We start from the raw sequence: 5,996 nt of genomic DNA, 5'->3' as shown, positions 1-5,996 counted from the left end.
GCCCCGCTCACCCGCCCCGGTGCCGCCGCCCCCAGACGCCCGCCCCGCGCCGCCTGGCTCATCCGCACCCGCCTCAGGCCACCCCCTCAGCGCTGCGGCTGCGCACCACCCGGCTCCCTCGACCCCACCCCTACACCCCAACCCATTCATCCGTCCCGTCCGAAAACACCTGCCGCTTCCAGATCGGCACCTCCCCCTTGAGGTCGTCGATCAGTTTTCGGCAGGCGGCGAACGCCTCGGCGCGGTGGGCGCAGGAGACGGCGACGATGACGGCGAGGTCGCCGATGTGGAGGTCGCCGACGCGGTGGACGGCGGCGAGGGCGCGGACGGGGAAGTCGGCGACGACCTTTTCGGCGACGCGGCGGATCTCGGACTCGGCGGTGGGGTGGGCGGAGTAGCCGAGGGAGTTCACGCCGGTGCCACTGTCGTGGTCGCGGACCGTGCCGACGAAGAGGGAGATGCCGCCGGCGGAGGGGTCGCCGACGGCGTGGAAGACCTCGTCGAGGGAGAGCGGGGTGTCGCGGACGGCGATCAGTTTGATCGGGTCGTCCGTGGCGGCTTCCCCGGGGTGATCGAAAGAGACATCAGCCATGCCTCCATGGTCCCCCATGCCCGTTGTCAGAGGCGTCCCGTACTGTCGTGCCATGCCACGCCGCACGGCGACCATGCTCGCCTCGACCCTGATGCTGATCGCCCTCCTGTGTGTGGGGCTGCTCGTCCCGGTGCCGTACTCGGAGATGTCACCGGGGCCGACGGTGAACACGCTCGGGGACCACGGCGGCGAGCCGGTGCTCCAGATCTCGGGCCGCAAGACGTACCCGACGACCGGTCACCTGAACATGACGACGGTCCGGGTGACCGGCGCCGACTACCGGATGAACCTCGTCGAGGCCGTCTACGGCTGGCTCGCGCACGACAACAAGGTCGTCCCGCACGACACGCTCTACCCGGACGGCAAGACCGAGGAGCAGTCGACGCAGGAGAACGCCGAGGAGTTCAGCCAGTCCCAGGAGAGCGCGAAGGTGGCGGCGCTGAAGGAACTGGGCATCCCGGTGCAGTCGTGGGTGATCGTGTCGACGGTCGTGAAGGGCTCCCCCTCGGAGGGCAGGCTGCACGCCGGGGACGTCATCAAGGCGGTCGACGGGACGGTCGTCAAGGAGCCCGGAGACGTCGCCAAGCTGGTGACGAAGCACCGGCCGGGACAGGACGTCGTCTTCACGATCGTCCCGGTCAAGGCCCAGGAGGCCGCGGAGAAAGCCGGGAAGACGGCGACGGCCACCGAAGAGGTCAGGATCAAGACGGCCGCCTCGGACGACACCGGCCAGAAGCGGGCCATCGTCGGGATCTCCGCGGGGACCGACCACACGTTCCCGTTCACCATCGACATCAAACTCGCGGACGTCGGCGGCCCGAGCGCCGGCCTGATGTTCTCCCTCGGGATCTACGACAAGCTCACCCCGGGCAGCCTCACGGGCGGCAAGTTCGTCGCCGGGACGGGCACGATCGACGACGACGGCAAGGTCGGCCCGATCGGCGGCATCGAGCTGAAGACGATCGGCGCGCGGGACAAGGGCGCGCAGTACTTCCTGACGCCGGCCGACAACTGCGCCGCCGCCGCGAAGGACACGCCGAGCGGTCTGACCCTCGTCAAGGTCGGCACCATCAAGGACGCGCTGGGCGCGCTGACGGACATCCGGGAGGGCAAGACCGACGCCCTGCCCAAGTGCACGACGAAGAGCTGAACACCCGGTACGGGTACGACGACGGAGGGCGCCCTCTTTCACAAAGGGCGCCCTCACCGTCGTCCAGGAAGTCCGGAAAAGGTCAGTCCGCGAACGTCGCCGACAGGGCCTCCGCGAGTCCGGGGACCAGCGCACCCCCCGTCAGCACCTCCGTCGGCGTGTCCTTCTCGCGGAGGCGGACGGCCGAGTCGCGGGTGCCGTCGCGCAGGACCGCGACGGTCATGCGGACCTCCTGGCGGTCGGGGTGGGCGGCGACCCACTTGGCGAGCCGCGCCTCGTTGAGGTTCGAGGGGACCTGGGCCTCGGCGGACGGGGGGAGCATGAGGCGCTCGACGGTCAGGGCGCAGCCGGTGACCGCGGCGGGCCAGGCGATCGTGGCGAGGAACTCGTCGAGCGGCTGGGAGGCGGGGACCTCGTCCTGCTCGATCGGGGTGAGGCCGGCGGTTTCCGGCGCGTCCTCAAGACCGAGCTGGGCCGCGAGACGCGGTTCCTCGGCGCGCAGGCGCGCGGTGTCTACGAGGGCGAAGAGGCGGGCGGGCTGGTCCCAGCCGAGACCGGAGACGTACTCGTCGATCTCCAGTACGGCCCGGGTGAGCGGGTTCGCCGCCATGGGAGTGTTGGACATGGCCACAATCCTGCCTGGTTCGTGACCTGAATCGGGAACCGAGTAAGTGGTGAGTAAGTTGCATAGGTGTGGGCCCGTGATCACAGCGGGCCACGAGGGGTCGGCGAAAACGCGGGCCTGAGGGATCGACAGCGAACTTCGAGGTGCCACCTTGGCTTTCCAGATGCCGGACCGCGGCGGAGGCCCGACGGGGCCACGGATCAGAGTGGGCCGCCCGTCCAGGCGAGCCCGGACCCTGCTCCTGACACTGGGCGTGCTGGCCGTGCTGGGCATGGCGTTCACCATGTTCGCCGGGTTCTGGACCGACTGGCTCTGGTACCGGTCGGTGAAGTACTCGTCCGTGTTCACCACCACCCTGTGGACCAAGGTCGGGCTGTTCTTCGTCTTCGGCCTGCTCATGGCCCTGGCGGTCGGCTTCAACATCTGGCTCAGCCACCGGCTGCGCCCTCCGCTTGCGGCCATGTCCGTCGAGCAGCAGAGCCTGGACCGCTACCGGATGGGCATCGCCCCGTACAAGCGGTGGCTGCTCCTCGGGATCACCGCCCTGGTGGGCCTGATCGCGGGCGCCTCGGCGTCCGGTCAGTGGCGCACCTGGCTGATGTGGGTCAACGGCGTGTCCTTCGGCAAGAAGGACCCCCAGTTCCACCTGGACGTGTCGTTCTTCGCGTTCGACCTGCCCTGGTACCGCTTCCTGCTCGGCTTCGGCTTCGCCACGACGATCATCTCCCTGATCGCCGCCGCGCTCACCCACTACCTGTACGGCGGACTGCGCGTCACCAGCCCCGGCGCGCGCGCGACGTCCGCCGCGACCGGCCATCTCTCGGTGCTGATCGGCGTGTTCGTCGCGCTGAAGGCGGTCGCCTACTGGCTCGACCGGTACGGCCTGGCCGTGAAGTCCAGCGACTTCAAGGCCACCGACAGCTGGACGGGCCTGCGTTACGTCGACGCCAACGCCTACCTCCCGGCGAAGACGATCCTGTTCTGCATCGCGGTCATCTGCGCGCTGCTCTTCTTCGCCACTCTGTGGCGGCGCACCTGGCAGCTCCCGGTGATCGGCTTCGGCCTGATGGTGCTCTCCGCGATCCTGATCGGCGGCCTGTACCCGGCGATCGTCCAGAAGTTCCAGGTCCAGCCGAACGAGCAGGCCAAGGAAGCCCCGTACGTCGAGAAGAACCTGAAGGCGACGCGCGAGGCGTACGGCATCGACGACGCGCAGGTCACCGAGTACTCGGGCAAACCGGCGCCGGCGACGGACAAGGCCAAGCTGCGGGCGAGCGCCGACGCGACGGCCAGCGTCCGGATCATGGACCCGAACATCATCTCGCCGACGTTCCAGCAGCTCCAGCAGATCCGGAACTACTACGCCTTCCCGACCAACCTGGACGTCGACAGGTACGGGAAGAACGGCAAGGACCAGGACACGGTCATCGGGCTGCGCGAGATCAACCTCGCCGGCATCCCGAAGAAGAACTGGATCAACAACCACTTCCGCTACACCCACGGCTACGGCGCCGTCGCCGCGAAGGGCACCTCGGTCGACTCCGAGGGCCGTCCGGTGTTCACCGAGTCCGACCTGCCGTCGACGGGTGAGCTCGGCGAGTACCAGCAGCGGATCTACTACGGCGAGCGCACGACGACGTACTCCATCGTCGGCGGCCCCCAGAAGGAGATCGACTACTCCGACGACAGCGGCGAGAAGACCACCAGCTACACGGGGAAGAGCGGCGTCAACCTCTCCAACCCGGTCAACCGGGCGGCGTACGCGGTGGCGTTCGGCGAGCCGCAGATCCTGTACTCCGGCGCGATCGGCGAGGGTTCGCGGATCCTCTACAACCGCACGCCGAAGGAGCGCGTCGAGGCCGTCGCCCCCTGGCTGACGATCGACGGCGACGCCTACCCGGCGGTCGTGAACAAGCGGATCCAGTGGATCGTCGACGCGTACACCACCACCAACGGCTACCCGTACGCCTCGCGTACGACCCTGGGCGACACGACGGCCGACTCGCTGACGGCGGCCAACAACTCGCGCGCGGTGGTGGCCCAGCAGAACCAGGTCAACTACATCCGCAACTCGGTGAAGGCGACCGTCGACGCGTACACCGGCGAGGTCAAGCTCTACCAGTGGGACACCCAGGACCCGGTCCTCAAGACCTGGATGAAGGCGTTCCCGGACACGGTCGAGCCGCGCGCCGCGATCTCCAAGGACCTGATGGACCACCTGCGGTACCCGCAGGACCTCTTCAAGGTCCAGCGCGAACTGCTCACCCGCTACCACGTGAAGGACGCGACGACGTTCCTCAGCGGCAGCGAGGTCTGGCAGGTCCCGGACGACCCGACGAACAAGTCGGGCGACGCGGTCCCGCCGTACTACCTGAGCCTGAAGATGCCCGACCAGAAGCAGCAGGCGTTCTCGCTGACGACGACGCTCACGCCCAACGGCCGGGACAACCTCAGCGCGTTCGTGGCGGTCGACGCGGAGGCCGGGACGGCGGACTACGGCAAGATCAGAATCCTGAAACTGCCGACCAGTACGACCGTCGACGGACCCAAACAGGTCCAGAGCCAGTTCAACTCCGAGCAGGACATCGCCGAGTCGATCAGGCTGCTGAGAGGCGGCGACTCCGAGGTCGAGTACGGCAACCTGCTGACGGTGCCGCTGGACGGCGGACTGCTCTACGTGGAGCCGGTCTACGTACGCGGTGGCGGACTCAAGTACCCGCTGCTGCGCAAGGTGCTGGTGACCTACAACGGCAACACCGCGTTCGAGGACACCCTGGAGGCGGCCCTCGACAAGGTCTTCGACACCCAGTCGACGACACCGCCGCCGGCCGACAGCGGCGGGGGCGGCACCACGCCGCCGCCGTCCGCCGCCAACCCGACGGTCCAACAGGCGCTCCAGGACGCCCAGAAGGCGTTCACCGCCGGCCAGGAAGCCCTGAAGAAGGGTGACTGGCAGGCGTACGGGCAGTCCCAGAAGGATCTGGAGGCCGCGCTGAAGCGGGCCGAGGACGCGCAGGCGGCGGCGGAGAAGGGGGCGAAGAAGCCGTCTCCGGCGACGAGTTCGCCGCCCGCGACGCCTGCGCCGAAGGCCGGCTCGTCCTAGGCGGTCGGTAGCGCGAAGGGCTCCCTCCGCGCCGTGGTACGGTTGTTTCACACGGCGCGGGGTGGAGCAGCTCGGTAGCTCGCTGGGCTCATAACCCAGAGGTCGCAGGTTCAAATCCTGTCCCCGCTACTGAAGGCCGAAGGCCCGGATCCAACGAGGATCCGGGCCTTCGGTGCGTCTTGGACGAGAAGTGGGTTTGATGTGTCTCTCTGTGGGCATGTCGACAAAACGCTGAAGTGACCTCACTGACTGCGGTATACCGGATGTAACTCGGTTGCAGGTGGTGCGACGATGGACGTTATGGGGGACAAGGGAACTCTGTACGAGACAGGGCGAATTGCGCGGCCCTCGGACGGGCCTTCGGGTGAGGCAGTGGAAGCGGCTCCCGACGAGACGGGAGAGGCCGCTGAGGAGGCACGCCTGTGGCTCGCCGCCGAGGGCGGTGACACCGAGGCGGCGAGCGTCCTCGGTGCCCGGCTGCTGCGGCGCGGCGACCTGGACGGTGCGGAGCCCCGGCTGCGTGCGG

Annotated in this window: 4 protein-coding genes, 1 tRNA gene and 1 pseudogene; 4 read left to right on the top strand and 2 right to left on the bottom strand. The window is 68.5% G+C overall.

What is annotated here, in order from left to right:
• Positions 1-130: 130 nt before the first annotated feature.
• Positions 131-610 carry a molybdenum cofactor biosynthesis protein MoaE gene (locus ACVNF4_RS31215; protein ID WP_461806240.1) on the bottom strand — a complete coding sequence of 160 codons (480 nt, stop codon included), beginning with the start codon at positions 608-610 and terminating at the stop codon, positions 131-133.
• Positions 611-644: 34 nt separating this feature from the next.
• Here ACVNF4_RS31215 and ACVNF4_RS31210 point away from each other — a divergent pair, with 34 nt between their 5' ends.
• Positions 645-1,742, top strand: a complete 1,098-nt coding sequence (locus ACVNF4_RS31210) for a YlbL family protein (protein ID WP_461806239.1) — start codon at positions 645-647, stop codon at positions 1,740-1,742.
• An 82-nt stretch (positions 1,743-1,824) separates the two neighbouring features.
• Here ACVNF4_RS31210 and ACVNF4_RS31205 read toward each other — a convergent pair whose 3' ends face one another.
• On the bottom strand, positions 1,825-2,367 hold the full coding sequence (locus tag ACVNF4_RS31205; RefSeq protein WP_461806238.1) for a PPA1309 family protein: 543 nt from the start codon (positions 2,365-2,367) through the stop codon (positions 1,825-1,827).
• A gap of 163 nt (positions 2,368-2,530) precedes the next feature.
• Here ACVNF4_RS31205 and ACVNF4_RS31200 point away from each other — a divergent pair, with 163 nt between their 5' ends.
• The 3 genes and pseudogenes from ACVNF4_RS31200 to ACVNF4_RS31190 all read left to right on the top strand — a co-directional run.
• On the top strand, positions 2,531-5,470 hold the full coding sequence (locus tag ACVNF4_RS31200; protein WP_461806241.1) for a UPF0182 family membrane protein: 2,940 nt from the start codon (positions 2,531-2,533) through the stop codon (positions 5,468-5,470).
• Between the two features lie 55 nt (positions 5,471-5,525).
• A tRNA-Met gene (locus ACVNF4_RS31195) sits at positions 5,526-5,599 on the top strand.
• A 162-nt stretch (positions 5,600-5,761) separates the two neighbouring features.
• Positions 5,762-5,996 (top strand): annotated as a pseudogene (locus ACVNF4_RS31190) (sel1 repeat family protein); the annotation flags it as partial.

Source organism: Streptomyces sp. S6, assembly GCF_054880855.1.
Note: the sequence above shows the minus strand (reverse complement) of the source record. Positions and strands in the feature narration are given on the sequence as shown.